Raw genomic sequence first — 25,280 nt, 5'->3', positions numbered from 1 at the left:
GCGTGGTGAGAGGGGCTTACCAGCGTTCCATCCAGGGGCGCAGGTCCAGTTCGAACGTCCAGGCGTCTCGGGGCTGGGCGTGCAGAAACCAGTAGCTGTCGGCAATGTGCGCCGGGGCGAGGATGCCGTCCTGGTCCTTGAGGGCATAGCGCTCGGGGAAGCTGTCGCGGATGAAGGCGGTGTCGATGGCCCCGTCCACCACCACATGCGCGACATGGATATTCCGTGGCCCCAACTCTCGCGCCATGCTCTGGGCCAGGGCGCGCAAGCCGTGCTTGGCCCCGGCGAAAGCCGCGAAACCTGCTGCACCCCGGGTGCCAGCGGTGGCGCCGGTGAACAGGATGGTGCCGCGCTCACGCTGGACCATGCGCCGGGCAACCGCCTGAGCGGTAAGAAAGCCGGCGAAGCAGGCCATTTCCCAGATCTTGAAGTACTTGCGCGGGGTTTCCTCAAGGATGCTGCAGGGGACATTGGCGCCGATATTGAAAACAAACGCCTCGATCGGGCCGATATCGCGCTCGATAGTATCGACCAGCGCTGCCACCTCCTCCTCCTTGCGCGCATCGGAGCCAAAACCATGGGCCTGGCCGCCAGCAGCGCGGATTTCCTCCAGCAGCGGTTGCAGCTTTTCTGCCTGCCGCCGCGTCACGCAGGCAATGTAGCCCTCCCGGGCAAAGCGCTTGGCAATCTCGCCACCGGTGGCGTCGCCCGCACCGATCACCAGCACTACTTTTTGTTGTTCTGACATGCCTGCCTCCATTGGTGAATGATCGTTTAGTAAACGAACGCTATGTTATGATCCCCGTCATCGTCAAGCCCGCCTGCAGAGGCAAGTGAATGCGTTATTCCAACGAACACAAGCAGCAAACTCGCGAACGTTTGCTGAGCAGCAGCGGTGCGCTGGCCAAGCGTGGGGGCTTTTCCAGCACTGGCGTCGCCGGGCTGATGAAGGCAATCGGCCTGACCGGCGGCGCCTTTTACAACCACTTCCCTTCCAAGGATGACCTGTTTACCGAGGTGGTACGCCAGGAGCTGCACAACAGCCCGCTGGCCCGCCTGGCCACTCAAGGCGCCAGCCGCGAGCGCCTGGGCCGCTGCCTGCAGCAGTACCTGAGCCTGGCCCACCTGCACAATGCCGAAAGCGGCTGCCCGCTGCCGCCGCTGGGTGTGGAAATCGCCCGGGCCGCAGCACCGGTGCGCGAAGAGGCCGAGCACTGGCTGGTCGACCTGCACCAGGCCTGGAGCGCAACGCTGGAGGATGATCAGCTGGCCTGGGTGCTGATCAGCCAGTGCGTAGGTGCATTGATGGTCGGGCGCATGCTGGCCACTGAACATGTGCAGTCGCAAGTGCTGGACGCAAGCCGCCAGTTTGTCGAAAAGGCCCTGCATGAAGTGGATTAGCCTGCTGCTGGGCCTGACGCTGGCGCTGCCCGCGCTTGCCGAACAAGCCTGCCCATCCGGGCAGTATCAAGTGTGCCTGATGGGCTGTTTTTGTGCGCCGATAGACCCTGGTCAAGCGGGCCAGATTCTAAAGGATGTGGAGGTCATGGCCTCGTCCAGCCTCACGTTCGCCTTGCGCCAGGCCAGGGATGAGGCCACCGCCAGCGGCGTCGAGCCGATCCCGCTGCATATCCGTGCGCAACTCGAACCCTGGTACGACTTTGCCGTGCTCGATGCGGCGCGCTTCCGGGTGGGTGACGAACAGCAAATGAGCGCGGCCAACGCGCTGCTGCAGAACCCCGACGTGAACGCCGTGACGCTGATCGACACGATCATCTTCCGCCGGGCCGGCGATGCCGAGGACAACGTGGCCCTGTGGGCGCACGAGCTCAAGCATGTACAGCAGTACCAGGAGCTGGGCGTGGAGGAATTTGCCCGACGCTATACGCGCAACTATGACGACCTGGAGGGGCCGGCCTACAAGATCGAGGCCGAAGTCGGCAAGGCGCTGCGCGAACGCGCTTCGGGGCAGGCCCACTGATATCAGTTACTACGCGATCCCTGTGCAGGAGCGCATGCGCTCAGGACGCCGCCGAGGCCTCTTCAGCGTCCTGCTCACGGCTGGCATAACGCTGCGCCAGCACCGCGCAGACCATCAGCTGGATCTGGTGGAACAGCATCAGCGGCAGGATCATCGCGCCAATACCGCTGCCCACGAACAACACCTGGGCCATGGGCACGCCCGTAGCCAGGCTCTTCTTGGAGCCGGCAAACAGAATGGTGATGCGGTCCTCAAGGTCGAAGCCCAGTGCCTTGCCAAGCACGCGGGTGCCAAACAGCACCACCGCCAGCAGGATCCCGCACACGACGAACAACCCGGCCAGGTGCTGCGGCGATACCGTGTGCCACAAGCCCGTGACCACGGCTTCGCTGAAGGCGGTATACACCACCAGCAGGATCGAACCCTGGTCCACCACCTTGAGCCAGCGCGCATTGCGCTTGACCCAGGCGCCGATCCAGCGCCGCGCAATCTGCCCGGCAACGAACGGTACCAGCAGTTGCAGGGTGATCTTCAGCACGGCATCCAGGCCAGAACCGGTGTCACCACTGGCGCCCAGCAACATCATCACCAGCAAGGGGGTCAGGAAGATGCCCAGCAGGCTGGATGCCGCCGCGCTGCAAATGGCTGCTGGCACGTTACCGCGGGCCAGCGAGGTGAAGGCGATGGCCGACTGCACCGTGGCCGGCAAGGCGCACAGGTAGAGCACGCCCAGGTACAACTCGTTACCCACCAGCGGCACGAACAGCGGCTTGAACGCCAGGCCAAGCAGCGGGAACATCACGAATGTGCAAGAGAACACCAGCAGGTGCAGGCGCCAATGCCCGGCACCGGCAATGATCGCCTCGCGCGACAGCTTGGCGCCATGCAGGAAGAACAGCAGGCCGATGGCCAGGTTGGTCAGCCAGCCGAAATACACCGCACCATCGCCCGAGCAAGGCAGCACGGTGGCGATCAGAACGACCCCGAGCAAAGCCAGGGTGAAATTGTCGAATAACATCCGCAAATACTTCATCACAGTGTCCGTCTTGTCATTGTGCAAGGGCAGACGATAAGGTCTACGGCTTTTCGGCGCTAACGCCGGAACCCCCATCGGTATCGCTCAACGGACACGTTCCGCAAAAGGACCCGCTCATGCCCCTCTCCCGCCCGGCCGCGCTAGCGGCTGTCATCGCACTGGTTCTGGGCCAGACCGGCGCCCAGGCCGACGACCAGTTGCAAGCCAAGGTCGACCAGATCATCCGCCCGTTGATGCAGGAGCAAGGTATCAGCGGGATGGCCGTGGCGATCTACGCACGCGACCATGCGCACTATTTCAGCTATGGCGTGGCCAGCAAGGCCGACAATGTGCCCGTCAGCCGAGACACCCTGTTCGAGATCGGGTCGCTAAGCAAGACCTACACCGCCACCTTGGCCGCGCTGGCCAGCGCCGAGGGCAAGCTGGACCTTGACGCCCCGGCCAAGCGCTACCATCCGGCACTGGCGGGGGCGCCCATCGGTGATGCGACGGTGCTGGAACTGGGCGCCTACAGTGCCGACTGCCTGCCCTTGCAGTTCCCCGATGCGGTGCAGACACCGCAGCAAGTCGTCGATTTCTTCCGCCACTGGCAACCCCGTGCCAAACCCGGCACCCAGCGCTGCTATTCGAACCCCAGCCTTGGCCTGTTCGGTGACCTGGCCGCCCGCGCGCAGCATCAACCGTTTTCTACACTGATGACCGAGGGCCTGCTGGCTAAAATGGGCCTGAAAAACACCTACCTGCACGTCCCGGCCAGTGCTCAGGGGCTTTATGCCCAAGGTTACGACGCCGCCGACAAACCGGTGCGCGTCGGCCCCGGCGCGTACGCCGACGAGGCCTACGGCATCAAGACCAGCGCCAGCGACCTGCTGCAGTACGTGCGGCTGCACATGCAACCGCAGGGCCTGCCACCGGCACTTGCAAAAGCAACCGCCATTACCCAGCAGGGCTACTTCCAGGTCGGCAGCATGACCCAGGGCCTGGGCTGGGAACGTTATCCCTACCCAGTCACGCTGGGTGCCCTGGTAGATGGCAACAGCGCGCGGATGATCCGTGAACCGCACGCAACCACGCGCTTGCAACCGGCCCTGCCGCCGCTGCCAGCGGCCTGGTACAACAAGACCGGTGCAACCAACGGTTTCGGTGCATACGCCGCCTTTGTGCCCAGTGAAAAGCTGGCAGTGGTGTTGCTGGCGAATCGCAATTACCCGAACGAAGAGCGGGTTCGTGCAGCCTTCGAGATACTGTCCGGGCTGTAGTGCGAGCAGCGATTGTCGAACAAAACGACAGAAATGTAGTGCGCAAAAAAATTCACTACAAAACCATTGACGCCTCTCATCGCCCTTGTGCATGATGAAGCCGTCTCCCTGATCGGGAGCGGTGGCAAGGGTGTTCCAGACGGCTTGCGCGGTAACGCAGGCCGTCCGTGGAGAGGGAACTGTCCAAAAGGCAGCGTGAGAAAGCCCCTGTTGCGATGCTGCTGTAGCAGCGTTGGTAGTGCGCTACACCGTGTTAGCGCCAACTGTGAAAATCACCTACGAATGGGTAATGGGGGCTTTATGATGAACTTGAACAACAATCCGACTATCGATCAACTGGCGCAGCTGTTCGCCGTACGCAAGGACAGCCTTGACGATCACTTGCTGTGGGTCAGCCAAACCGGTGAGGTGCGGCTCGACCGCCTGCCACCGAACACGATCGAAGATGAATTTGAAGAGCACCTGCCCAGCATGCGTGCCCGCTTCAAGGTCTACCGCCGTGGCCAAGGCTACGTCGGCAAGAAGGCCGCCGCCGACACCGAGTTCGTTGGCCGCGTCCTGCAGACCCTGCAACAAGAATGGCCCGCCGCCCGTGAGCGGCAGGCAGTCAAGGTGATCGAACCGCTCAACTGAGGGTTCTCACCCTTAAGCAAGCCCGGCCCGCATAGGCCGGGCTTTTTCATGCCTGGCGCCGCTGCCGGCGGCTTTGCGGCAATGGCAAGGCTCCGGTAGCCATCGCACGGGCGCGGTCGACACCCCACACCAGGGCGCGGGTCATGGTCTCCCCTGGCCGCGCAGGGTAGTACTCCTCCAGCAATGCCCGCCCATCCCCGGCATACAACCCCAAAAACAGCTGAGTCGCCCCCAGACGTGACAAGCGCACCTGCACATCCAGCGTGGTGCCGTCACTGAGGACTTCGTCGTGGCTGCGGCTGTGCAATTGGGCGTCGGCCCACTGCCAATAAGTCTGTTCCCTGACGCGCATGAGCATTCAATCCTCCGTTGCTGGAATGCCCCGACAGAAAACCACAACCTCACCCAGCCGGCGAGCGCAACCCGGCAATGCCATGAGGCGGATCAATAAAGCGCAATAAAAACCCCGCCATTGGGCGGGGTTATGTACGGGGGCGGGATCACTTCTTCAGCGGAACCCGCGGCATGAAGCGGCCTTTTTTACTGCGTTGCAGATGTGCAGGCTGGAGCTGTTCGGAATCATCCAGCGTCATGTGGGCGAACCCCAGGCGGAAGGCCGCCTGGCCGCAGCGCACTTGGCTGTTGATGGGGAACGCATCGTTCAGGTCTTCGAAAAAGGATTCGCTCATGCCCTGTCTCCCTCCAGTGGCAGTCGCGCCGGCAACCAGAAGAGTCGCCCAGAAAACGCGGCCTGTGAAAAAGAGACTAGCTGGTCATTTGCGGACCACCCGGACAAGAGCTTTGCAGCCGACCAGTGGCAGACTGCTCTACTTCAGGCGCACCGCTGTGCCGGTGGCAAATACCACCACCATGCCGCCCTGCACTGACGGCATGCTGATCTCGAAATCCACACCCACTACCGCGTCGGCGCGCAACTGCAGTGCCCGCGCCTTGAGTTCTTCGGTGGCCTGCTCGCGTGCTTCACGCAGGGCGCTTTCCAGGGTTTGCGAGCGGCCGCCGAAAAAGTCGCGAAAACGCGCAAAGAAATCGCGTACGAAGTTGATGCCCTGCACCGATTCGGAGCTGACCACGCCCAGGTATTCGGCAATCGGGCGCCCTTCGAGCTGGCTGGTGGTGGAAATGATCATGAAAGCGCTCCGTCGGCCTGGATAAAGAGGCCGATTCTAACAGAGCGCCGAGCACCCTATTTGCGCGGTTTACGCGCTGACTGCCCGCAACCTTTGCCCGATACGCGCGCCGAACACGTTCACCAGCAACCCCGCCATCACCAGCAAGGCGCCCCAGCCCTGGATGGCGGTCAGGCGTTCGCCCAGCAACAGCGCCGACGAACTCAAGCCAATCACGGGTACCAGCAGCGAGAACGGTGCCACCTTGCCGGCCGGGTGGCGCGACAGCAGCTTGCTCCACAGGCTGTAGCCGAGCATGGTGGCGACAAAGGCCAGGTACACCAGGGCCAGCACCGAGCTCCAGCTGATGTTGGCCAGTGCATGGCCGATCCGCTCCGGCCCTTCCAGCCACCAGGACAACGCCAGGAACGGCAGTGGCGGTATCAGCCCGCCCCAGATCACCAACGCCACCAGGTCAACCGAGCCAAAACGCCGGGTGATGATGTTGCCCATGCCCCACATGGCACCAGCGCACAAGGTCAGTACCAGTGCCAGCAGGGGCACATGGCCGCCATCTTCGCTGCCAATCAACGCCAGGCCGCTGGCCGCTACCAGCAGCCCCAGCACACTGGCCACGCGCAGCCGTTCACCGAGAAACAGCGCGGCAAAACCCAGGGTAAAGAATGCCTGAGACTGCAGGATCAACGAGGCCAGCCCAGGCGGCATGCCGCTGTACATGGCCTGGAACAGGAAGGCAAACTGACCCAGCGAAATCGTCGCGCCGTAGGCGATCAACCAGCGCCAGGGCAGTTTCGGCCGCTTGACCAGCAAGATTGCCGGAAACGCCACCAACAAGAAGCGCAACGCCCCCAGCAACATCGGCGGCAAGCCATCGAGGCCTACCTTGATGACCACGAAGTTGACTCCCCAGGCGACGATCACCACCAGGGCGATGAGCAGGTCCTTAAGCGGCATTGCAGCGTCCTTCCTCAGGCTTTATATACATATTTCGTTACAGCATAAGATGATTCCCTCAAATGGGACCATTACAGTTGCGGCCAAGGGTTGCGCAACAGTGACTGTTCCTGGCCGCTGGACGGAGTTCAATCCTGATAACCAGGCGCTACCCGCTCCAGCATCCGCAACAACGCCGCCCACGCCAGCTGCAGCGCATCCGGGTCGGTCAGCTCACCCTGCTTCAACTCCCTCCCCGGCGCGTTGAACTGCCGCTCGGTATGCGCGCACACTTCAGCCGGCGGCAGTATCAGTTGCCCGGCACTCTGCGCTGCCAACTGGATCTCACAAGCCTTCTCCAGGTAGTACATGCGCAGGAATGCTTCGGCCACGCTACCCCCGGTGGCCAGCAGGCCATGGTTGCGCAGGATCATCACCGGCTTGTCGCCCAGGTCGGCAACCAACCGCTGCTGCTCGTCCATATCCAGCGCGATACCTTCATAGGCGTGATAAGCCACTTGGCCGTAAAACTCCATGGACATCTGGTTGACCGGCAGCAGCCCGCACTCCAGCGCAGCGACCGCGCAACCTGCACGGGTGTGGGTGTGCAGCACGCAGTGGGCGTCCTCGCGGGCGGCATGAATGGCGCTGTGAATGACGAAGCCAGCCGGGTTGACCGGGTGCGGCGAAGGTTCGACCGGCCTCCCCTGCAGGTCAATCTTCACTAGGCTGGAGGCCGTGATTTCGTCGAACAGCAGGCCGTACGGGTTGATCAGGAAGTGATGCTCCGGCCCTGGCAGGCGCAGGGATATGTGGGTGAAGATCAGGTCGCTCATGCGAAAATGCGCGATCAGCCGATAACAGGCGGCGAGTTCCTGGCGCAGGCGCTGCTCCGTTGCGTTCATGGTCGATATCTCTGTAGATGAAGTGGCCTGAAACTACTTGCTCGCCCAAGCATTGAAGCGCTGTTCCAGCTCTTCGCCATGGTCGACCCAGAATTCCACATTCATCGCCAGCGCCCCTTGCAGGTTCTGCGGCGCAGTGGGTACCCAGCTGGCCAAGGCCGGGTCCAGCCTGGCAGCTGCCTGGGTGTTGGTCGGTCCATAGGGAATCTGCTGCACATAGCGCACCTGGGTATCAGGCTGGTTGGCATAGGCAATCAATCGCTTGGCCTGGTCGACATGCCGCGAGCCTTTGATGATGGCCCAGTAGTCCATGCCATACAGGCTCCCAGGCCATACCACGGCCAGCGGGCTACCTTGTTGCGCCGCTACGGCGATGCGCCCGCTGTAGGTCGAAGTCATTACCACATCACCTGCAGCCAGCCACTGCGCAGGCTGGGCGCCCGCGTCCCACCACTGGATATAGGGCTTGAGTTCGCTGAGCTTGGCGAACGCACGCTCGACCCCGGCCGGCGTCGACAGCACCTTGTAGACCTCCTCCACCTTCACCCTATCGGCCAGCAGCGCGAACTCCAGGTTGTACACCGCACGCTTGCGCAGGCCTCGCTTGCCCGGGTACTTGTTCACGTCCCAGAAGTCGGCCCACGAGGCCGGTGCCTCAGCCAGCTTGTTGCGGTCGTAGGCGATGGCCACGCTCCACACCAGCGCAGCCGAACCGCAGTCCTGAGCTGCGTCAGGGATCAGCTCGGCGCCATGGCCCAGGCGCTGCCAGTCAAGGTGTTCGTAGACCCCCTCTTCACAGCCGCGCATCAAGTCCGGCCCCTCGATCTGCACCACGTCCCAATCGACGTTGCCGGTGTCGGCCATCACCTGGATTCGCGCCATCTCGCCGTTGTATTCGCTCTGGATCAGCTTGCTGCCATCCTGGGCACTGAAGGGCTTGAAGATGGCCTCATCCTGGGCCTTCTGGCCGGCGCCGCCATAGGCCACCACGACCATCTGCGGCGCGGCATGCGCGCTGCCCAGGCCAAGGGCAAGCAACGTTGCGCATAGGCCAGGAACACGGGGTATTACCTGCATCGTAGCTTCCTCCTACCGGTGCCCCAAGGGCCCGTTTTCTTGTTGTTGTGAGGTCACACCCTCGCGGTGAGGGTGAACAAAACCTAGTCGCGCACCAGTAAAAAAACAAGTTGATTTTTTACTGGAGCTACACTTTCATAAACAAAACAAGAACAACACCGCACTGGAGCCGCCTGTATGCAGACCGCCTTCCCTCACCTGTTCGAAGCCTTGCAGCTGCGCGGCAAACGCTTGAAGAACCGCATCATGTCCACCGGCCATGACACCTGCCTGCCCACCGACAACCTGGTCAACGACAAGCTGATCGCCTACCAGCGCGACCGCGCAGCCGGTGGCGTCGGCCTGATCGTGCTGCAGGTTGCGGGGGTGCATGACAGCGCCCGCTACACCTCGCATGTGCTGATGGCCACCGACGATGCCTGCATCGACGGCTACCGGCAGCTTGCCGAGGCCTGCCATGCACACGGCACCGTGGTGCTGTCGCAACTGTTTCACCCCGGGCGGGAAATCATGGAGTCGGCGGACGGCCTGCTGGCGGTTGCCTACTCCGCGTCGTCGGTGCCCAACGAACGCTTCCGGGTGATGCCACGTGCACTGGACCAGCCGATGATCGACGAAATTGTCCAGGGCTACGCCAGTGCGGCCCGGCGCCTGCACCAGGCCGGGCTGGATGGCGTCGAGGTGGTGGCCAGCCATGGCTACCTGCCCGCGCAGTTCCTCAATCCGCGGGTGAACCTGCGCAGCGACGGCTACAACGGCAGCCTGGAACAGCGCCTGAGGTTCCTGCGTGAAGTGCTGGCCGCCGTGCGCGCCGCCACCGACGAGCAATTCATCATCGGCCTGCGCATAAGCGCCGACGAGCGCGACAGCCAAGGGCTGAGCGAGGATGAGTCGCTGGCCGCCGCGGTTGCCCTGCAAGCCCAGCTCGACTACCTGCACATCGTCGCTGGCACTTCGGCGTCCCTGGGCGGCGCCGTGCACATCGTCCCGCCTATGGCCATCCAGGCGGCTTACCTGGCCCGAGAAGCGGGAACCTTCAAGCAGCAACTGGACATTCCGTTGTTCGTTACCGGGCGCATCAACCAGCCCCAGGAAGCCGAACTGATCCTGGCCCGCGGCCAGGCGGATGTCTGCGGCATGACCCGTGCACTGATCTGCGACCCGCTGATGCCGAGCAAGACCGAACGCGGCCAGGTCGAAGATGTACGCGCCTGCATTGCCTGCAACCAAGCCTGCATCGGCCACTTCCATCGTGGCTTGGCCATCTCCTGCATCCAGCGGCCAGAAACCGGCCGCGAATTGCAATACGGGCAGCTGACGCCCGCCACTACGCCCAGGCGCATCCTCGTCGCCGGTGGCGGGCCCGCCGGCATGAAGGCCGCCGCCGTGGCCGCCGCCCGTGGGCACCTGGTAACGCTGTACGAAGCCAGCCCGCAGCTCGGTGGCCAGGTGCTGCTGGCCCAATTGCTACCGCGGCGCAGCGAGTTCGGCGGGGCCAGCACCAACCTGCAACGGGAAATGGCCCTGGCCGGCGTGGAAGTCGTTCGCAACACCCGGGTGGACCGCGCCCTGGTCGAGCGCGAGCGCCCCGACCTGGTCATTGCCGCCACTGGCGCTACCCCCTACTGGCCCGCGTTCGAGCGCATGGGTGAACTGCAGGTGGTGGACGCCTGGCAGGTGCTGCGCAATGAAGTGAAGCTGGGGCGTTCGGTGCTGGTGATCGACTGGCGCTGCGACTGGATCGGCCCTGGCATCGCCGAACGCCTGGTGCGCGAGGGGCACCAGGTGCAGTTGGCAGTCAACGGCACCCATTGCGGCGAGAACCTGCCGCTGTACGTACGCGACCAACTGGCCGGCGAGCTGCATCGCCTGGGCATCCCCATCACCCCTTATGCGCGCTTGTATGGCAGCGACGACAACACGGTGTACCTGCAGCACACCGCCAGCGGCGAACCGATGATATTCGAGGGCATCGACACCCTGGTGCTTTGCATGGGCCATCAGCCGGAAGACAGCCTGGCCAGCGAGCTGGCCGGCCTGGTAGAAGTGCGGCGCGTTGGCGACTGCCTGGCACCACGTACCGCGGAAGAAGCGATTCACGACGGCTTGACGGTTGCCTGGTCGCTCTGAGGCTGTACATACTGCGGCTTTTGCGATGGACCGACGTGCATGAGCCAACTCCCCCAGCCCCCCGCCAGCGAAGCCGGGGGCGCCGCACCGCAGTTCCTGGGCACTCGCATCCGCGGCCTGCGCAAGCGCCGCGGCATGACCCTGGCGGAGCTGGCCGCGCACAGTGAACTGACCGCCGGTTACATCAGCCAACTGGAGCGCAACCTTTCCTACCCGTCGATCCCGGCGCTGTTCAACATCGCCCGCAGCCTGGGTGTCACCATCCAGTGGTTTTTCGCCAGCGAAGCCACCACTGCTCCAGAGGACCAGGGCTATGTGGTGCGGCGCAACAGCCGCCTGAGCGTGCACTATGAAGATGGCATCGTCGATCAACTGCTCACCCCCCAGCCCAACCGCCAGCTGGAGATCCTGCACTCGCGCTTCCCTCCAGGCACCTACAGCCAGCAAAGCTACAGCCATGAAGGCGAAGAAGCCGGCTACGTCCTGAGTGGAAGCTTCGAGCTTTGGGTGGGCGAACGGCACTTCCAGCTGGGTGAAGGCGACAGTTTCAGCTTCTCCAGCCAGGAGCCCCACCGCTACGGCAACCCGGGCGAGGTGGATGCCGTGGTGATCTGGGTGATCACGCCGCCAACATTCTGAAGCACTCCTGCAGGCGTTCGTAACACCGTTGACCTGCAAGACGGTCTACCTTGTCCACCGAACTTGAAAAGGAGCACAACCATGAAGCAGATCCTGATCATTGGCGCGGGCTTTGCCGGCCTGTGGAGCGCACTCAGCGCCATCCGCCAGCTTGACCTCAACGGTAGCAAGGACGTCGAGGTCACCTTGCTCGCCCCCAAGGCCGAACTGCATGTGCGCCCACGCTTCTACGAGCCCAACGTTCACACCATGGCCGCGCCGCTGCAGGACCTGCTCGATGCCGTCAACGTTCGCTTCGTGCAAGGCACGGCATTCCACATTGATGAAGCGGCCCGCCGGGTCAGCTACCGTACCCGCAGCGGCACCCAGTGCGCCCTGCCCTACCACCGCCTTATCATGGCCTGCGGCAGTGTGCTCAACCGGCCTGACATGGGCGGTATCGAGCACGTTTTCGACGTCGACAAGATCGACAGCGCTGCGCGGCTGGAAAGCCATCTCAAATCGCTGGCCAGCCTGCCCGACACGCCGGCGCGCAATACCGTAGTGGTGGCCGGTGGCGGTTTTACAGGTATCGAGACGGCCACCGAGCTGCCGGCACGGCTTCGGGAAATCCTCGGTGAGGACGCAGCGTTGCGTGTGGTAGTCATCGACCGCGGCGCCAGGATGGGTGCTGCGTTGGGAGACGGCATTCGCCCGGCCATCGAACAGGCTTGCGAGGCGCTGGGGGTGGAGTGGGTGTGCGGTGCCACAGTCGCTTCGGTTGACCCAGCCGGTGTGTTGCTGGACAACGGCCAGCGCATCGACGCCAATACCGTGGTGTGGACGGTGGGCTTCAAGGCCAACCCGCTCACCGAACAGATCAGCGGCGAGCGTGACCGCCTGGGGCGCCTGCACGTGGATGGCAACCTGAAGGTCAAGGGCAATGATGCGGTATACGCAGCCGGTGATGTGGCCTATGCCGCCTGCGACGAGCTAGGCAATTACGCAGTGATGTCCTGCCAGCATGCGATTCCGCTGGGGCGCCATGCAGGCAACAATGCCGCTGCCGAGCTGATTGGCGTGGCACCCATGGCCTACAGCCAGCCCAAGTACGTGACGTGCCTGGACCTGGGGGCCTGGGGCGCGGTGTATACCGAGGGGTGGGAGCGTGCGGTGTCGCCACCGGAGGACAAGGCCGAGGCCAAGGTGCTGAAGGCGCAGATCAATACACAGTGGATCTACCCGCCAGCGGCCGATCGGGCAGTGGCACTGGCAGCTGCCGACCCAACCATCCCGGTCGCCTGAAACGGCCTCATCGCCGGCAAGCCAGCTCCCACATGTACTTCGCATGACGCGAAGTCGATGCGTACGGTGTGGGAGCTGGCTTGCCGGCGATGAGGCCCTGACAGGGCAGATAATGAGGATCAGGCAGCAGCAAACAGCTCGTTGGCAATCTGCGCCTGCGCAGCATCAATCGCCTGGCTACGCTGCTCCGGGCCATAGGCCAGGCCATGGGCGCGGACGATTTCCAGGTCGGTCACACCAATAAAGCCCAGGAACACTTTCAGGAAGTCTTCATGCCCGGCGCCAGTCGGCTGGCCAGCGTGCAGGCCACCGGCGGTGGACACCAGCACCACTTTCTTGTTGCCGCACAGGCCTTCCGGGCCCGCTTCGGTGTAGCGGAAGGTCTTGCCGGCAACAGCAACGCGGTCGATCCAGGCCTTGAGCTGGGTCGGCACGGTGAAGTTGTACATCGGCGCACCAATCACCACGGCATCAGCGGCCAGGAACTCTTCCAGGGTTTCCGCGCTCAGCTTGGCTTCGAACGCCTGGGCTGCATCGCGCACATCCTCAGGGGTACCTGCGGCCACCAGGGTGGCGGCAGAGAAGTGGGCGATGGCGTCGGCGGCCAGGTCGCGATACACCACTTCCACGCTCGGGTCAGCGGCTTTCCAGGCTTCGACCACTTCACGGCTCAGTTGGCGGGAGGCGGAATTGTCGCCCAGGATGCTCGAATCGATGTGCAACAGTTTCATGGGACTCTCCTGTGATTGAAGACCGCAGCGTTGGGCGATCACGATGGAGAGAATCCTACCGGGATGAGTAATGGCTGATAAGTCGGCAAAAATGCGCTAGTTTGTCCCACAGATGGAACAGTGAGCCATTCCCATGCAAGATCTCAACGACCTTTTCTACTTTGCCCGCGTGGTCGAAGCCGGCGGTTTCGCTGCAGCCGGGCGTCAGCTGGGCATCCCCAAGTCGCGCCTGTCACGGCGTATTGCCGAACTGGAGGAACGCCTGGGCACCCGCCTGCTGCAACGCACCACACGGCAGCTGAAACTCACGGCGGTGGGCGAACGCTACCTGCACCACTGCCAGGCCATGCTACTGGAGGCCGAAGCCGCCGATGAAGCCGTGGCCAGCATGAGCAGTGAGCCGCGCGGGCGCTTGCGGGTGTCTTGCCCGGTGGCGCTGGCGCATGCCTTTCTGCCGGATGTGATCAGCCGCTTTCTTGCCCAGTACCCGCTGGTGCAGCTAGACATGGTACTGCTCAACCGCCGGGTCGACCTGATTTCCGAGGGCATCGACGTCGCGCTGCGCGTGCGAGACCTGGGCGATGAAGACCCCGCCCTGGTTACCCGTCGCCTGCGCCAGGCGCAGATGCAACTGGTGGCCGCGCCCGGTTTCGCCGACCACATCCGCGAACCGGGCGAGCTGGCGTCATTGCCGGTGCTGGGCGCCGCCGAAGCAGACCGGCTGGTGCACTTCCGCCTGTTCGGCCCCCAAGGCAAACAGCAGGAAATTGCCCTGGAGCCACGGTTGGCCATCGATGATTTCGTGGTACGTAACGCTGCTGTACGGGCTGGCCTGGGCTTCACCGCGCTGCCCAGCATGTTCTGCGAAGAAGAACTGGAACGCGGCGAACTGGTGCGCCTGCTGCCAGATTGGTCACTGCCAGGCGGCTACCTGCAGGCGGTGTACCCGCATCGGCGCGGTGTATTGCCCGCGGTGCGGGTATGGATCGATCACCTGGCGGCCTCATTCGAGGCCTGTGGAGAGCGGTATGTCTGACAGGAAGATGAGCGAAGCCCAGGTGGCAGCGTTTTGCCTGAGCCTGCCGGGTGCACGGGAAGACTACAAATGGGGCGGCATTCGGGTGTTTTCGGTGGCGGGCAACAAGATGTTCGCGGTGCTGGACCTGGCAGGTGCGGGGCTGTCGTTCAAAGTGGCCGATGAGCTGTTTCTCGGCTACTGCGACCGCCCAGGGGTGCGGCCTGCGCCGTATCTGGCGCGGGCGCGGTGGATCAGCATGGCGCTGCCCTACCCCATGGGTCGTGATGAGCTGTGTGATTTGCTGCAGCGCTCGCACCAACTGGTGGTGCGGCGGTTGCCTAAGCGGTTGCAGGTGGGTTTGTTGATCTAGTCAGCCTGTACAGGCTTCTTCGCGGGCTTGCCCGCGAAGAGGCCGGTACAGGTAAAAATCAATTGAAGGGCAGATAGCGCCCCTCAAAAAACAGCCAGTCCGCCCAGAACACCTGATGCACCAGCACAATCCCCCAGAACACCAACTGATACGAAACCTTGCGGGTCTTGTGCCGAAACAGCTGCTGTGCCAGCAAGGCCCCAGGCCAGCCACCCAGTAATTCACTGGCGTGCAGCACTTTCTCGGGTGTACGCCAGGCCTGTGTACGCGCCTGCTGCTTATCCTGCCAATACAGCAACAGGCTGATCAGGCTCATCGCCGGGTACAGCGCCAACGGCCACCAGGCTTCATCGTTCCAGGCCATGCGCGCAGCACCCAGGCCAGGCAACAGGCAAAGCAGGCCCAACAGCAGCAGCTTCAGGCGCACATTGCGTACGCCTTCACGCTGCCCGCGCAACGCCTCAGCCATGAGCTGTGGACCAGTCAACCCAGCCGAACTGCCAGGTCGCCAGAATCAGCAGGCCGAAGACAATGCGATACCAGGCAAATGCGGCGTAGCTGTGGTTGGCAATGAACTTGAGCAGCGCACGCACAGCGATCATGGCGAAAATGAACGAAGTCACGAAGCCAATGGCAAACACCGGCAAGTCACTGGGCTGGAACAGGTCCCGGTACTTGTAGCCCGAGTACACCGCCGCACCGACCATGGTCGGCATCGCCAGGAAGAACGAGAACTCGGTCGCCGCTTTGCGCGACAGGCCGAACAGCAGGCCGCCGATAATGGTCGAGCCGGAGCGCGAAGTGCCCGGGATCATCGCCAGGCACTGGACAAAACCGATCTTCAGCGCATGGCTCCAACGCATGTCGTCCACATGGTCCACCTGCACGCTGTGGTCGCGACGCTCGGCCCAGAGCATGATGACCCCACCCACCACCAGCGCCGTCGCCACGGTGATGGGGTTGAACAGGTACTCGTGAATCAGGTCGGCGAACAGCACCCCCAATACCACCGCCGGCATGAACGCCAACAGCAGATTGCCGGTAAAACGCCGTGCCTTGGGCTGGCTGGTCAGGCCGAACACCACTTCGAGAATCTTGCCGCGAAACTCCCACACCACTGCCAGGATCGCCGCCAGCTGGATAATGATGTTGAAAGCCATGGCCCGTTCGCCGCCAAAACCTATCAGGTCGGCGACGATAATCTGGTGCCCGGTACTGGAAATCGGCAGAAACTCCGTCAGCCCTTCAACCACGCCCAAGATGATTGCCTGGAAGGCAGTCCAAAAATCCATCATTCCCCCGGATGGAGCGCTGCTTGGTGCAGGCCCCTTGTTCTTGATTTGCTTGAAATTGCCGCACGCGGCCCGGCTGTTTTACAGCGACTGTTGGGCGCAACGCCAGTGGAAAAGTTCACGGCGGCTAAAGGTTTCATCTTGCGCGGCCGAAATCCTAGCAGAGCGCCTTTGCATTCGCTTTACGAGACCTGCTGCAGACTATTACTAAGATATCACTTAGCCATTAGTCGAGTGGGGCCCTGGCGCAAAGCATGCTTGGATGCACCTCAATAAAAAGAACAATGCGGGAGCTCGTGGATGAAGACTCTGAGATCGATGTCGATCAGCCGTCGGCTGTGGCTGATCCTGGTGGTGGCAGTGGCCATGCTGGTGGTGCTGGGCCTGCTGATGCTGCGCCAGATCCACGGTGACCTGTACCAGGCCAAGGCGGAAAAAACCCGCCACGTGGTGCAGACCGCGGCCGGTGTACTGGCCTATTACCAAGGGCTGGAGGCGGCCGGCACACTCAGCCGCGAAGCCGCCCAGCAGCAGGCGCTGCAAGTGGTGCGGGCGCTGCGCTACGACCACGACGACTACTTCTGGATCAACGACCTGGGGCCCAGGATGATCATGCACCCGGCCAACCCCAAGCTCGACGGCCAGGACCTCTCGGCCATTCGCGACCCTGACGGCTTTGCCGTGTTCAACGAGATGGTCGCACTGGCCCGCCTGCAGGACGCCGGGCCGGTCAACTACCGCTGGCCCAAGCCCGGCGCCAGCGAGCCAGTGGCCAAGACTTCCTATATACAGCTGTTCAAGCCCTGGGGCTGGATCATCGGGTCTGGCGTGTACGTTGATGATGTGCAGGCCGAATTCGCCCGCCAGCTGCGCGACGCCTCACTGGTGGGCGTGGGCATCGCCCTGCTGATGGCGCTGGTGGTCTTGCTGATTGCCCGTAGCATCGCCCGCCCCTTGCAGGAGGCCGTGCAGGCCATGGGCAACATTGCCAGCGGCGAAAGCGACCTGACCCGGCGCCTGGACACCCACGGTCGTGACGAAATCACCCACCTGGGCGAGCACTTCAATCGCTTCAACGGCAAGCTGCAAGGTGTGGTCGGCCAGCTGAAGGGCGCCGCCCACGCATTGGCCCAATCCGCCGGGCATGTGGGTGACAATGCGGGTGCCGCACAACAGCACAGTGCCCAGCAATCGCTACAGATGGACCAAGTGGCCACCGCCGTGAACGAGGTGACGTACGCCGTGCAGGACGTGGCCAAGACCGCCGAACAGGCCGCCGGGGAAATGCGCACCGCGCAGCAGCAGGTAGCGCATGGTCAGCAAGCCATCCATGGCAGCCTGGCACAGATCGATCGGCTGTCGCTGACCATCGACCAGGCCGTGCAAGTGATCCGCGACCTGGCCGGGCACAGCACGCGCATCGGTGGCGTACTGGACGTTATCCGCTCCATCGCCGAGCAGACCAACCTGCTGGCGCTGAACGCAGCCATCGAGGCGGCACGGGCCGGGGAGCAAGGTCGCGGCTTTGCCGTGGTCGCCGATGAGGTGCGCCTGCTAGCCCAGCGCACAGCGCAGTCGACGGCCGAGATCCATACCATGATCGAGCACCTGCAAAGCCAGTCGGACGCGGCGGTCAAGGCCATCGACACCAGCAGCGAAGCCTCGCGCCAGACCGTCGAGCAAGCCCGCGAGGCCGGCGCCAGCCTGGATGCCATCAACCAGGTGCTGAACAACCTCACGGCCTTGAATGCATCCATTGCCAGTGCCACCTTACAGCAGGCGCATGTAGTCGAGGAGATCAACCGCAACGTGCTGGATACCGCCGGGCTGTCCCAGCAGACCGCTGACGCGGCGCGCCAATCGAGTGATGCCGGGGTGGCGTTGGGGCAGTTGAGCGAGGAGCTGGAACAATTACTGCGGCAGTTCCGGGTCTAGCCTTTGGACATCGACGCTCCCACAATGTGCGCTACAACTTGGCCCAATGACCCGCTACAATCTCGCCCCTTCCCCGTAGCCTCCAAGGATCGCCGATGACCGGCCTTGAACTCATCGCCGCCGTCCTCGGCGTTACCGCTGTCTGGCTAACGGTCAAGCAGAACGCCTGGTGCTGGCCGATCGGCCTGGTCATGGTGCTGATCTATGGCTGGCTGTTCTACGAGGTAAAGCTGTATTCGGGCATGTTGCTGCAACTGGCCTACGCCATCCTGCAACTGTACGGCTGGTGGCAATGGAAGCGCCCCGGTCATGAGGAAGACGCCCGCCAGGTTTCCCGCCTGCAACGCCCGGCACTGCTCAGCGGCCTGGTCGCCGGGCTGCTGCTGAGCGCGGCGCTGGGCGCGGCCATGGCCAACTGGACCGATGCCGCCCTGCCCTGGCTGGACGCCACCCTCACCGGCTTCAGCCTGGTAGCGCAACTGTGGATGGCCCATAAGCGCCTGCAATGCTGGCCGCTGTGGGTAGTGGTAGACATCGTCTATGTAGGCCAGTACCTGCACCAGCAGCTGTATTTCACCGCAGGTTTCTTCGCCGTGCTTACCCTGATTGCCGTGCGCGGCTGGCTGGAATGGCGCCGTGACCCGGCGTTGGTGCAGCCATGAGCGCAGAACAGGCCATGAAGGTACTGGTGCTGTGCGGCCCCGAATCCAGCGGCAAGAGCTGGCTCAGTGGCGTGATTCAGGCGCATTTCGGCGGCGTGGTGGTAGCCGAGTACGTGCGGCACTTTATCGACCAGGAGTGCCGCGATACCTGCTACGCGGATATCCCCACCATCGCCCGGGGCCAACTGGCCTGGGAGGACCGGGCCCGCGAGCAGGCCCCACCGCTGCTCATCCTCGACACCCACCTGCTCAGCAACATGCTCTGGAGCCACGCCTTGTTCGATGACTGTCCGCCCTGGCTGGAACAGGCATTGCTTGCAAGACGTTACGACCTGCACCTGCTGCTCAGCCCGCAAGGTGTGGACTGGGTTGCCGACGGCCAGCGCAGCCAGCCCGATCTCAACGATCGCCAACGCTTTTTCGACGACAGCCTGGCCTGGCTGAAGCGGTATGATCAGGCACACCAGATACTTGAGGGCAATTGGCCGCAGCGCCAATTGCGGGCACTGCAGGCGGTTGCTATGCTGCTTAATATCGATGCGCCATCATGCCCTACCGAGTGTTAAGCCACTGAGACAGACCAGTGGGGCAAAGCCCCCGAAAACGCGGGGGTTTCCCCCGCATCGGGGACAGTGTCAAGCCATTGAAACACCCCTGCAAAAACCCTTCCAGTCAAAGCCACTGCTGGCTTGCACAGCAATACCCACGGCTACCTGTATCAACCCTGAGACAGAATACGCCGCAGATTCTCATCCATTTGCCTTAACCCGTTGATCTGAAAACGATTCTCAAAAGCGGCACACCTTCTGCTCTGTTGTTCGCATCGCTGAACAGGGCCAGCGCTCAAAGAAGGAGTTGCCGTCGTGAGGAAAAGTGACAAACGCCTCTATCACCTCGTACTAGTGGGTTGTGTATTGGGGTCACTGAGCCTGGCGGCCCAGGCGGAAAACGGGATCATCATCATCAAGCGTGACGTGCAGGTGCGCAACGCGACGATCCCCCCCCTGATCCCTGACCCGAGCCCGACCACGGTCAACGCCAACCCTTCTGCCTACGTGCTCAAACAGACCAACGAGCTGAGCGATGGCGACTTTGCCAGCATCAGCAGCGGCGCGGGCATCAGCAACATGATCACCCAGCAGACCAACAACCTGGGCGGCAACCTCGGCAATCAGAACCAGCTGCCCAACCTGGCGGGTGGCCGGGGCACCGGTTCGGGCAACGGCATCTCGAATATGGTCAACTCAAGTGTTCAGCGCGGGCTCGCTCCGTTGCAGATCCTGACTGGCGGGGGCAAGTGAGATGAAGCACATGCTGCTGATTCTGGCCACCCTTTGCAGTGCGCCAGCCCTCGCCGATTCACTCGTTCCCGTCATCAATAACGCCAACATCGACAGCTCCGGCAGCCGCTACCAGGGCAACCTCTCTGTCAACCAGGCGGCTGGCGACAAACAGCAACAGGTCAATGCGCGCGCCATCGCCGTGGGGCCTGAAGCGAACGCCAGCACGCAGGTCCGGCAACGGCTGAACACGCCTGCCGACCCCACAATGGATGCCCGCTCGACCATTCAGGGCAGCGCCTTCAGCAACGGCAGTGGCGCACTGGGGGTCAACCAGAGCGCCGGTGCCAATACCCAGCAAGCCAACGCCTTGAGCATCACCCTCAGTGCTCAACCGCAAAGCATCGACGACAGCGTCCTCCTGCAACAGAACGTGGCGCTGATCAACAACTCCGGAGCAACTGACATTCCAGCCGGCTATCGCCAGGTCACCACCAGTGACCAGGCATTCACCGGTAGCCGTGGGGTGATTCAGTTGAACCAGAGTGCCGGGGTGGGAAACCGCATGGCCAACACCTTGAGCATCCGGGTCGCGGATTGACCCAATCAGTTAAGAACAACACTTAACCTAATAAAGTACGGAGAATCACCATGAAACCCTCGATGGCAATCAAGCCTCTGGTGTTCGCAATTGCTGCGGTCATGGCTGTTGCTGTACAAGCTGGGCAAAACGATCGGCGTAATGACCACCATAACGGCCACCATAACAATGGTCAGCACACGCCTCCACCCACCAAGATCCCTGTGTATGCAACGGCCAATGCCTGGGATACCCAAACCAGCACCGATAACCACATCACCAATCAGGGCACCATCAACGAAGCCGAAATGAACCAGTCGGGTGAAGGTTCGAGCGGCAACGTCGGCATCAACGTGGCGGCCGGTAACGGCAACCAGCAGGATAACGCAGCTGCCATCGCCAACGCCGGCTCCGAGTCGAGCCTGGACAACAGCTTCGTGTTCGGCATGGCCAATGCCACTGCCGATGTCGTTCAAACCAGCTCAGACAACCGTGTCGACAACTATTCGACCCAATCGTCGGCTGTGATGAGCGGCTCGGCCAGCGGGGCTGAGGGCAATATCGGCATCAACGTCGCCGGTGGGGACCTCAACCAACAAAAAAACACCATGGCGATCGCCAACACCGGTGCTCCGCTGGGTAATGCCACTGCCACCGCGTCCGCCGAGCAGGATGGCCCAGGCCTGACGGTGAACAACTCCGCCGACCGTACCTATCGGGTGGATACGATTACCATCACCACCTCGGCAAGCGGTTCGAGCTCGCGTGATGGCACGTTCAACTCCACCGATGACCGCAACTCGTCGTCGAGCTTCAGCGTGGCCGGCGCGCAAAGCGCCAGCTCCAGCGGCTCCAGTGGCTGGAATTCCAGCGGTTCGAAAACCAGCAACGCCAGCGGGTCCAACAGTTCGAGCGCAAGCGGCTCGAACAGCTGGGGTGCCAGCGGCTCGGCCAGCGGCAGCAACAGCTCGTCGAGCAGCGCCAACCTGAACGCATCGCTGGATGCAGCCGCCAACGCTACGCGTACGCTCACCACCGATGATGGCCGTCGCGAGCGCACCCGCTCCAGCACCTTCGACGGTTCGCTGAGTGCATCGCTGGATGTATCGGTCGACAAGTCGCACGAAAGTGCATACGACTCGTCGTTCGAAAAAGCATTCGACTCCAACTACGACAAGTCGCGTGAATCGTCGTACGACAAGTCCAAAGAGTCTTCGTACACCAAGTCTCACGACTCTTCGTACGAGAATGCTTCGGCGTCTGATTTCTCGAAGTCTGGCGAGAAATCAAAACAATCCTCGAACGACGTTTCGAAGAGCTACAGCGAAAGCAGCGCTTACGACTTGAGCAATACCGTGTCCTTCCAAGTGCTGACCCCGACCGGCTGGGCCAACCCTGTGACCAATACTGCAACCCTTAGCGGTTCGGTAAATGGTGGCAGCGGCAACCTGGGCGTGAACGTGGCGGCCGGTGTGGGCAACCAGCAGAGCAACTCGCTGGCCATCTCCAACACCTCGTTCTAAACGCTGCGCTTGAGGCCCCCTCCGGGGGGCCTTTCTTCAACACACCGGAAGGCAACCGATCATGCGTATTTTCGCCTTGGCGTTTTTGCTGTGCCTGGCCAGCGTGAGCGAAGCTGCACAAATGCCGCTGTCCGTACTGCCGGGCGGCGCCGTGGTGTTCAAACCCCTCCAGAGCCTGCGCGAACGCAAATTTGCCGACCTGGTGCAACAGAAAACCGACTTCAGCTGCGGCGCCGCCGCGCTGGCCACCATCCTGCGCCAAGCCTACTGGCTGGATGTGGACGAACATCAGATCATCGAAGGCATGCTGGCCCACGCCGACCAGGACCTGGTGCGCACGCAGGGCTTCTCGATGCTCGACATGAAACGCTACGTCGAAAGCCTGGGCATGCGTGCCCGCGGGTATCGCGTAGCACCCGACACCCTGCACAGCGTGCGTATCCCGGTCGTGGTGCTGATGGACGTGCGCGGCTACAAGCACTTCGTGGTCATGCAGAAGGTCGACAAAGGCTGGGTGTACATCGGTGACCCGGTACTGGGCCACAAACGCTACAAAGTCGAAGACTTCCTCAAGGGCTGGAACGGCATCATTTTCGCCGTGATCGGCCAGGGTTACGACAAGAACAACATCCTGCTCGACCCGCCCCTGCCGCTGACCGCCAAGGGCCGGGTGGACACCTTCACCCCCGTGAAGGACAACGAGCTGCTGGACTTCGGCTTCATCAAAAGCGACTTCTTCTAACGACTGTTCTAATGACAAGGAGCATGATGCTCCAGGGAGCATTTCATGAAGACTTCTTTGTGGCTGGCCATGGCCTGCCTGGCTGCCAGCCTGCCAAGCCACGCCGAGGCGTTGAAACCCATTGAGCTGAAGGACCAGGAGCTGGCGAATCTGCGTGGCCGCTACGTGATGCCGGGACGCATCGTCAGCTTCGGCATCGTCATGAGCAGCACCTGGCAAAACGCCAAGGGCGACGTGATTGGGGCGACGTCCACGCTGCAGGTTCAGCAGTCGACCATCAAGCCCCAGTTCTATGTATCGATGATTGATGAAAAAGGTACAGGTACGGCGCCGGGCAGTGCGCCTTCTGCCGGGACTGGCGTGGTGACGGGCGGCAATGGCCTTGCTACTACCGAGGGTGTGACCCAGGTGGTACGTGCGGCCGGTGACAACAACGCGGCCTACAACAACGTCGATATCAACGTCACCAAGGCCAACCAGGCCCCCGCCGTGCAACAGCAAGGCCAGGTGCTGGCCGCCGGCCAGACCCTGGTCGGGGAAAACGGCGCAGGCGCGCTCAGTGTGTCTTCCAGCGGTGTAGGTGTGCAGCTCAATATCAATGCCAGCAACAACCAGGGCAGCAGCGTGCAACGCCTGGCCCAGGGGGGCCTGATGCAGAACTCGACATTGCTCGGCAACGGCAACCGGGTCAGCAACATGACATCCTTGAATGTCGTCATGCGTGAGAACGTGCCGACAGCGGCTTCGCTCAACGGCAGCCTTGACCAGCTCAAAGGTCTTCGCACCTTCGGATACTGATCTACGCTCAGTCTCATCAAAAGTAGTTGGAAGGGACGGCAACTCCATGTACCGATCTTTTACGCTCAGAGCTTTTGTGTGTTTGACTACCTTGGCACCCACAGCACTCTACGCAGCCGCCGATCCACAGGTCGAAGCGCTGAAACAGGAACTGATCGAACTCAAACGCCGTTACGAGGCCCAGCAACAGGCGCTGATGGTACTTGAACAGCGCGTGCGTCAGGTCGAGGAGGCCCCCGCAGCAGCGCCGCCCAAACGCCTGGTCAAGTCCCCCGCCGAGGGGGTCAAAGGTGCGCAGACCGTCGCCTCAGGCGCGCCAGGCACCACAGGCAGCTCTTACGGCCAGGCGCTCACCGCCGATTCCGAGCCGGCGCAAAGTGTTTCCAACCTGTATGACGAAGCCAGCGGATTCTTTGGCGGCGGCAAGTTCAGCTTCGAAACGGGTGTCACCTATACCCATTACGATACCCGTGCCCTGACGCTCAATGGCTTCCTGGCACTGGATTCGATCTTCCTCGGCAGTATCAACCTTGACCGGATCAAGGCCGACAACTGGACCCTGGACATGACCGCGCGCTACAACCTGGCGCAGCGCTGGCAGTTCGACATCAACGTGCCCGTGGTGTACCGCGAATCAACGTATTCGTCCGGCGGTGCGGGAGGCGCCGGGGCGACCACCTCCGATGCGACCGTCACCCGCGACCCGGAAATCGGCGACATCAACGTGGGCGTGGCCTACAAGTTCCTGGACGAGGACGAGACCTGGCCTGACGCGGTTGCCACCCTGCGGGTCAAGGCGCCGACCGGCAAGGACCCATACGGCATCAAGCTGCGCGAGGTCGACGGCAACAGCAACCTGGCAGTCCCGGACAGCCTGCCGACCGGCAACGGCGTGTGGTCGATCACACCGGGCATCTCGCTGGTCAAGACCTTCGACCCAGCCGTGCTGTTCGGCAGCCTGTCGTACACCTACAACATGCAGGACTCGTTCAGCGATATCAGCCCACAGGTCAACAGCAAGGTGCCGGGTGACGTGAAGCTTGGCGACTCCTGGCAGATTGGCGGCGGTATTGCCTTTGCCCTGAACGAAAAGATGAGCATGTCGTTCTCGGTGTCTGACCAGTTCGCCCGCAAGAGCAAGATCAAACCCGATGGCGGCGACTGGCAATCGATCTCCAACAGTGATTACAACGCGGCCAACTTCAACGTCGGCTTGACCTTCGCAGCCACTGACAAACTGACCATCGTGCCCAACCTGTCCATTGGTCTGACCGATGATGCGCCAGACTTTTCCTTCAGCCTGAAATTCCCCTACTACTTCTGA

The 25,280-nt window shown here is 62.5% G+C and carries 29 protein-coding genes; 18 read left to right on the top strand and 11 right to left on the bottom strand.

The annotated features are described in order from the left end of the window. Window positions 1-16: 16 nt before the first annotated feature. Window positions 17-748: an SDR family oxidoreductase gene (locus SB756_RS08130; RefSeq protein WP_016500003.1), complete on the bottom strand. Its 732-nt coding sequence runs from the start codon at window positions 746-748 to the stop codon at window positions 17-19. A gap of 89 nt (window positions 749-837) precedes the next feature. Here SB756_RS08130 and SB756_RS08125 point away from each other — a divergent pair, with 89 nt between their 5' ends. Then, a complete protein-coding gene (locus tag SB756_RS08125) occupies window positions 838-1,401 on the top strand; it encodes a TetR/AcrR family transcriptional regulator (RefSeq protein ID WP_016500004.1) in 564 nt (187 codons plus the stop codon). Then, window positions 1,388-1,981 carry a DUF4157 domain-containing protein gene (locus SB756_RS08120; protein ID WP_410910622.1) on the top strand — a complete coding sequence of 198 codons (594 nt, stop codon included), beginning with the start codon at window positions 1,388-1,390 and terminating at the stop codon, window positions 1,979-1,981. The genes SB756_RS08125 and SB756_RS08120 overlap by 14 nt, the downstream gene beginning before the upstream one ends. A gap of 40 nt (window positions 1,982-2,021) precedes the next feature. On the opposite strand, the gene SB756_RS08115 is transcribed toward SB756_RS08120, so the two are convergent. After that, a complete protein-coding gene (locus SB756_RS08115; RefSeq protein WP_016500006.1) occupies window positions 2,022-3,014 on the bottom strand; it encodes a bile acid:sodium symporter family protein in 993 nt (330 codons plus the stop codon). Between the two features lie 119 nt (window positions 3,015-3,133). On the opposite strand from SB756_RS08115, the gene ampC reads away from it, so the two are divergent. Both ampC and SB756_RS08105 read left to right on the top strand, forming a co-directional pair. Further along, window positions 3,134-4,276, top strand: coding sequence for a class C beta-lactamase (ampC, locus tag SB756_RS08110; protein WP_410910621.1), 1,143 nt, complete (start codon window positions 3,134-3,136; stop codon window positions 4,274-4,276). A gap of 300 nt (window positions 4,277-4,576) precedes the next feature. Further along, the gene (locus SB756_RS08105; protein ID WP_016486521.1) at window positions 4,577-4,909 is read left to right on the top strand and encodes a hypothetical protein; all 333 of its coding nucleotides are present in this window, start codon (window positions 4,577-4,579) and stop codon (window positions 4,907-4,909) included. A gap of 46 nt (window positions 4,910-4,955) precedes the next feature. Here SB756_RS08105 and SB756_RS08100 read toward each other — a convergent pair whose 3' ends face one another. From SB756_RS08100 to SB756_RS08075, 6 genes are all read right to left on the bottom strand, one after another. After that, a complete protein-coding gene (locus SB756_RS08100) occupies window positions 4,956-5,267 on the bottom strand; it encodes a hypothetical protein (RefSeq protein ID WP_016500009.1) in 312 nt (103 codons plus the stop codon). A gap of 142 nt (window positions 5,268-5,409) precedes the next feature. Then, window positions 5,410-5,598, bottom strand: a complete 189-nt coding sequence (locus SB756_RS08095) for a hypothetical protein (protein ID WP_003253897.1) — start codon at window positions 5,596-5,598, stop codon at window positions 5,410-5,412. A 138-nt stretch (window positions 5,599-5,736) separates the two neighbouring features. Next, complete coding sequence (locus tag SB756_RS08090) at window positions 5,737-6,057, bottom strand: YbjQ family protein (RefSeq protein WP_016500011.1); 321 nt, start codon at window positions 6,055-6,057, stop codon at window positions 5,737-5,739. A 69-nt stretch (window positions 6,058-6,126) separates the two neighbouring features. After that, complete coding sequence (locus SB756_RS08085) at window positions 6,127-7,011, bottom strand: EamA family transporter (protein WP_229609908.1); 885 nt, start codon at window positions 7,009-7,011, stop codon at window positions 6,127-6,129. Between the two features lie 128 nt (window positions 7,012-7,139). Beyond that, the gene (locus tag SB756_RS08080) at window positions 7,140-7,895 is read right to left on the bottom strand and encodes a class II aldolase/adducin family protein (RefSeq protein WP_410910620.1); all 756 of its coding nucleotides are present in this window, start codon (window positions 7,893-7,895) and stop codon (window positions 7,140-7,142) included. Between the two features lie 33 nt (window positions 7,896-7,928). After that, complete coding sequence (locus SB756_RS08075) at window positions 7,929-8,972, bottom strand: ABC transporter substrate-binding protein (RefSeq protein ID WP_410910619.1); 1,044 nt, start codon at window positions 8,970-8,972, stop codon at window positions 7,929-7,931. A gap of 177 nt (window positions 8,973-9,149) precedes the next feature. Between SB756_RS08075 and SB756_RS08070 the strand changes: the two genes are divergently transcribed. The 3 genes from SB756_RS08070 (at window position 9,150) to SB756_RS08060 (ending at window position 13,025) form a co-directional block, all read left to right on the top strand. Then, window positions 9,150-11,102: an FAD-dependent oxidoreductase gene (locus tag SB756_RS08070; protein ID WP_410910618.1), complete on the top strand. Its 1,953-nt coding sequence runs from the start codon at window positions 9,150-9,152 to the stop codon at window positions 11,100-11,102. 39 nt (window positions 11,103-11,141) lie between these two features. Continuing rightward, window positions 11,142-11,741 (top strand): helix-turn-helix domain-containing protein, encoded by a 600-nt coding sequence (locus tag SB756_RS08065; protein WP_410910617.1) that lies wholly within the window; start codon window positions 11,142-11,144, stop codon window positions 11,739-11,741. A gap of 81 nt (window positions 11,742-11,822) precedes the next feature. Further along, complete coding sequence (locus SB756_RS08060) at window positions 11,823-13,025, top strand: NAD(P)/FAD-dependent oxidoreductase (protein WP_410910616.1); 1,203 nt, start codon at window positions 11,823-11,825, stop codon at window positions 13,023-13,025. Window positions 13,026-13,144: 119 nt separating this feature from the next. Here SB756_RS08060 and SB756_RS08055 read toward each other — a convergent pair whose 3' ends face one another. Further along, window positions 13,145-13,756, bottom strand: a complete 612-nt coding sequence (locus SB756_RS08055; protein WP_043196405.1) for an FMN-dependent NADH-azoreductase — start codon at window positions 13,754-13,756, stop codon at window positions 13,145-13,147. Window positions 13,757-13,889: 133 nt separating this feature from the next. On the opposite strand from SB756_RS08055, the gene SB756_RS08050 reads away from it, so the two are divergent. Together SB756_RS08050 and SB756_RS08045 are read left to right on the top strand one after the other, a co-directional pair. Further along, window positions 13,890-14,792, top strand: coding sequence for a LysR substrate-binding domain-containing protein (locus SB756_RS08050; RefSeq protein ID WP_016500019.1), 903 nt, complete (start codon window positions 13,890-13,892; stop codon window positions 14,790-14,792). Further along, window positions 14,785-15,144, top strand: coding sequence for an MmcQ/YjbR family DNA-binding protein (locus tag SB756_RS08045; protein ID WP_016500020.1), 360 nt, complete (start codon window positions 14,785-14,787; stop codon window positions 15,142-15,144). The genes SB756_RS08050 and SB756_RS08045 overlap by 8 nt, the downstream gene beginning before the upstream one ends. Window positions 15,145-15,202: 58 nt before the next feature. Here SB756_RS08045 and SB756_RS08040 read toward each other — a convergent pair whose 3' ends face one another. Beyond that, window positions 15,203-15,613, bottom strand: a complete 411-nt coding sequence (locus SB756_RS08040) for a DUF1294 domain-containing protein (RefSeq protein WP_410910615.1) — start codon at window positions 15,611-15,613, stop codon at window positions 15,203-15,205. Beyond that, complete coding sequence (locus SB756_RS08035; RefSeq protein ID WP_049273419.1) at window positions 15,606-16,436, bottom strand: undecaprenyl-diphosphate phosphatase; 831 nt, start codon at window positions 16,434-16,436, stop codon at window positions 15,606-15,608. Before SB756_RS08035 ends, SB756_RS08040 begins: the two co-directional genes overlap by 8 nt. Window positions 16,437-16,736: 300 nt before the next feature. On the opposite strand from SB756_RS08035, the gene mcpP reads away from it, so the two are divergent. From mcpP to SB756_RS07990, 9 genes are all read left to right on the top strand, one after another. Continuing rightward, a complete protein-coding gene (gene mcpP / locus SB756_RS08030) occupies window positions 16,737-18,371 on the top strand; it encodes a methyl-accepting chemotaxis protein McpP (RefSeq protein WP_341795772.1) in 1,635 nt (544 codons plus the stop codon). 95 nt (window positions 18,372-18,466) lie between these two features. Beyond that, window positions 18,467-19,033 (top strand): nicotinamide riboside transporter PnuC, encoded by a 567-nt coding sequence (pnuC, locus tag SB756_RS08025; protein WP_410910614.1) that lies wholly within the window; start codon window positions 18,467-18,469, stop codon window positions 19,031-19,033. Further along, a complete protein-coding gene (locus SB756_RS08020) occupies window positions 19,030-19,599 on the top strand; it encodes an AAA family ATPase (RefSeq protein WP_229609060.1) in 570 nt (189 codons plus the stop codon). Before pnuC ends, SB756_RS08020 begins: the two co-directional genes overlap by 4 nt. Window positions 19,600-19,896: 297 nt before the next feature. After that, window positions 19,897-20,334: a hypothetical protein gene (locus tag SB756_RS08015; RefSeq protein WP_410910613.1), complete on the top strand. Its 438-nt coding sequence runs from the start codon at window positions 19,897-19,899 to the stop codon at window positions 20,332-20,334. Between the two features lies 1 nt (window position 20,335). After that, window positions 20,336-20,914 carry an adhesin gene (locus SB756_RS08010; RefSeq protein ID WP_410910612.1) on the top strand — a complete coding sequence of 193 codons (579 nt, stop codon included), beginning with the start codon at window positions 20,336-20,338 and terminating at the stop codon, window positions 20,912-20,914. Between the two features lie 50 nt (window positions 20,915-20,964). Further along, entirely contained in the window at window positions 20,965-22,416 is a 1,452-nt protein-coding gene (locus tag SB756_RS08005; protein ID WP_341795775.1) for a heme utilization protein, read from the top strand. A gap of 61 nt (window positions 22,417-22,477) precedes the next feature. Next, window positions 22,478-23,158, top strand: coding sequence for a C39 family peptidase (locus tag SB756_RS08000; protein ID WP_341795776.1), 681 nt, complete (start codon window positions 22,478-22,480; stop codon window positions 23,156-23,158). A 45-nt stretch (window positions 23,159-23,203) separates the two neighbouring features. Beyond that, window positions 23,204-23,956, top strand: a complete 753-nt coding sequence (locus SB756_RS07995) for a hypothetical protein (protein ID WP_016500030.1) — start codon at window positions 23,204-23,206, stop codon at window positions 23,954-23,956. Between the two features lie 46 nt (window positions 23,957-24,002). Beyond that, window positions 24,003-25,280: a hypothetical protein gene (locus SB756_RS07990; RefSeq protein WP_410910611.1), complete on the top strand. Its 1,278-nt coding sequence runs from the start codon at window positions 24,003-24,005 to the stop codon at window positions 25,278-25,280.

Source organism: Pseudomonas sp. SIMBA_068 (assembly GCF_046534705.1).
Lineage (GTDB): Bacteria > Pseudomonadota > Gammaproteobacteria > Pseudomonadales > Pseudomonadaceae > Aquipseudomonas > Aquipseudomonas putida.
This window is presented reverse-complemented; position numbering and strand designations above follow the sequence as displayed.

Coding starts and splice junctions, on each gene's coding strand:
- SB756_RS08060 (WP_410910616.1), top strand. CDS start 11,823: ATGAAGCAGATCCTGATCATTGGCGCGGGCTTTGCCGGCCTGTGGAGC.
- SB756_RS08085 (WP_229609908.1), bottom strand. CDS start 7,011: ATGCCGCTTAAGGACCTGCTCATCGCCCTGGTGGTGATCGTCGCCTGG.
- SB756_RS08050 (WP_016500019.1), top strand. CDS start 13,890: ATGCAAGATCTCAACGACCTTTTCTACTTTGCCCGCGTGGTCGAAGCC.
- SB756_RS08075 (WP_410910619.1), bottom strand. CDS start 8,972: ATGCAGGTAATACCCCGTGTTCCTGGCCTATGCGCAACGTTGCTTGCC.
- SB756_RS08055 (WP_043196405.1), bottom strand. CDS start 13,756: ATGAAACTGTTGCACATCGATTCGAGCATCCTGGGCGACAATTCCGCC.
- SB756_RS08100 (WP_016500009.1), bottom strand. CDS start 5,267: ATGCTCATGCGCGTCAGGGAACAGACTTATTGGCAGTGGGCCGACGCC.
- SB756_RS08095 (WP_003253897.1), bottom strand. CDS start 5,598: ATGAGCGAATCCTTTTTCGAAGACCTGAACGATGCGTTCCCCATCAAC.
- ampC (WP_410910621.1), top strand. CDS start 3,134: ATGCCCCTCTCCCGCCCGGCCGCGCTAGCGGCTGTCATCGCACTGGTT.
- SB756_RS08130 (WP_016500003.1), bottom strand. CDS start 748: ATGTCAGAACAACAAAAAGTAGTGCTGGTGATCGGTGCGGGCGACGCC.
- SB756_RS07995 (WP_016500030.1), top strand. CDS start 23,204: ATGAAGACTTCTTTGTGGCTGGCCATGGCCTGCCTGGCTGCCAGCCTG.
- SB756_RS08010 (WP_410910612.1), top strand. CDS start 20,336: ATGAAGCACATGCTGCTGATTCTGGCCACCCTTTGCAGTGCGCCAGCC.
- SB756_RS08080 (WP_410910620.1), bottom strand. CDS start 7,895: ATGAACGCAACGGAGCAGCGCCTGCGCCAGGAACTCGCCGCCTGTTAT.
- SB756_RS08120 (WP_410910622.1), top strand. CDS start 1,388: ATGAAGTGGATTAGCCTGCTGCTGGGCCTGACGCTGGCGCTGCCCGCG.
- SB756_RS08125 (WP_016500004.1), top strand. CDS start 838: ATGCGTTATTCCAACGAACACAAGCAGCAAACTCGCGAACGTTTGCTG.
- SB756_RS08000 (WP_341795776.1), top strand. CDS start 22,478: ATGCGTATTTTCGCCTTGGCGTTTTTGCTGTGCCTGGCCAGCGTGAGC.
- SB756_RS08035 (WP_049273419.1), bottom strand. CDS start 16,436: ATGGATTTTTGGACTGCCTTCCAGGCAATCATCTTGGGCGTGGTTGAA.
- SB756_RS08045 (WP_016500020.1), top strand. CDS start 14,785: ATGTCTGACAGGAAGATGAGCGAAGCCCAGGTGGCAGCGTTTTGCCTG.
- SB756_RS08115 (WP_016500006.1), bottom strand. CDS start 3,014: ATGAAGTATTTGCGGATGTTATTCGACAATTTCACCCTGGCTTTGCTC.
- SB756_RS08090 (WP_016500011.1), bottom strand. CDS start 6,057: ATGATCATTTCCACCACCAGCCAGCTCGAAGGGCGCCCGATTGCCGAA.
- SB756_RS08065 (WP_410910617.1), top strand. CDS start 11,142: ATGAGCCAACTCCCCCAGCCCCCCGCCAGCGAAGCCGGGGGCGCCGCA.
- SB756_RS08070 (WP_410910618.1), top strand. CDS start 9,150: ATGCAGACCGCCTTCCCTCACCTGTTCGAAGCCTTGCAGCTGCGCGGC.
- SB756_RS07990 (WP_410910611.1), top strand. CDS start 24,003: ATGTACCGATCTTTTACGCTCAGAGCTTTTGTGTGTTTGACTACCTTG.
- SB756_RS08005 (WP_341795775.1), top strand. CDS start 20,965: ATGAAACCCTCGATGGCAATCAAGCCTCTGGTGTTCGCAATTGCTGCG.
- mcpP (WP_341795772.1), top strand. CDS start 16,737: ATGAAGACTCTGAGATCGATGTCGATCAGCCGTCGGCTGTGGCTGATC.
- SB756_RS08105 (WP_016486521.1), top strand. CDS start 4,577: ATGATGAACTTGAACAACAATCCGACTATCGATCAACTGGCGCAGCTG.
- SB756_RS08020 (WP_229609060.1), top strand. CDS start 19,030: ATGAGCGCAGAACAGGCCATGAAGGTACTGGTGCTGTGCGGCCCCGAA.
- pnuC (WP_410910614.1), top strand. CDS start 18,467: ATGACCGGCCTTGAACTCATCGCCGCCGTCCTCGGCGTTACCGCTGTC.
- SB756_RS08040 (WP_410910615.1), bottom strand. CDS start 15,613: ATGGCTGAGGCGTTGCGCGGGCAGCGTGAAGGCGTACGCAATGTGCGC.